General features: G+C 67.7%; 1 protein-coding gene. It reads left to right on the plus strand.

What is annotated here, in order from left to right; all coding sequences use genetic code 11:
* Nucleotides 1–1,174 (plus strand): 5-aminolevulinate synthase (gene hemA, locus DYI37_RS19715; RefSeq protein ID WP_116684979.1); only part of this gene is annotated, 1,174 nt, incomplete at both ends.

Below are 1,174 nucleotides of genomic sequence, written 5' to 3' on the forward strand. Positions count from 1 at the left end.
TCGATTACGCCCGCCATTTCGCCCATGCGATCGAAGCCCTTCACGCCGAGAAGCGCTACCGGGTGTTCGCCGATCTGGAGCGGATTGCGGGCCGGTTTCCCCAGGCGATCTGGCGTCACGAGGGCGAGGCGCGCGAGATCACCGTCTGGTGTTCGAACGACTATCTCGGCATGGGCCAGAACGCGGCCGTCACCGAGGCCATGACCCGCACCGTCACCGCCATGGGCTCGGGCGCCGGCGGCACGCGCAACATCTCCGGCACCAACCATCCGCTGGTCGAGCTCGAGCACGAACTCGCCGACCTGCACGGCAAGGAAGCCGCCCTCGTCTTCACCTCGGGCTTCGTCTCCAACGAGGCCTCGATCTCCACCATCGCCCGGCTCCTGCCCGGCTGCCTGATCCTCTCGGACGAACTCAACCACGCCTCGATGATCGAGGGCGTGAAGAAGTCCGGCGCGAGGAAGCAGATCTTCCGCCACAACGATCTCGCCCATCTGGAAGAGCTCCTGCGGGCCGCGCCCGCCGACCAGCCCAAGCTGATCGTCTTCGAGAGCGTCTATTCCATGGACGGCGACGTCGCGCCGATCGCCGAGATCTGCGATCTGGCCGAGCGCTACAACGCCATGACCTATATCGACGAGGTGCACGCGGTGGGCATGTACGGCGCCCATGGCGGCGGCATCTCCGAGCGCGACGGCGTCGCCCACCGCATCGACGTGATCGAGGGCACGCTCGCCAAGGCCTTCGGCACGCTCGGCGGCTATATCACGGGCACGAAGAACGTGATCGACGCCGTGCGCTCCTATGCGCCGGGCTTCATCTTCACCACCGCCCTGCCCCCGGCGCTGGCGGCGGCGGCCACGGCCTCGATCCGGCACCTGAAGGAAAGCTCCGTCGAGCGCGCGGCCCAGCAGCGCCAGGCGGCGCGCACGAAGGCCGTTCTCGGCGGCGCCGATCTGCCGGTGATGGCCTCCGACACCCATATCGTGCCGGTTCTCGTCGGCGATCCGGACCTGTGCAAACGGGCCTCGGACCATCTTCTCCACCGTCACGGCATCTATATCCAGCCGATCAACTACCCGACCGTCCCGCGCGGCACCGAGCGCCTTCGCATCACCCCGACGCCGCTCCACGACGATGCCCGCATCGATCACCTGAAGGCCGCCCTCGTCGA

Source organism: Fulvimarina endophytica (genome assembly GCF_003403015.1).
GTDB lineage: Bacteria > Pseudomonadota > Alphaproteobacteria > Rhizobiales > Rhizobiaceae > Fulvimarina > Fulvimarina endophytica.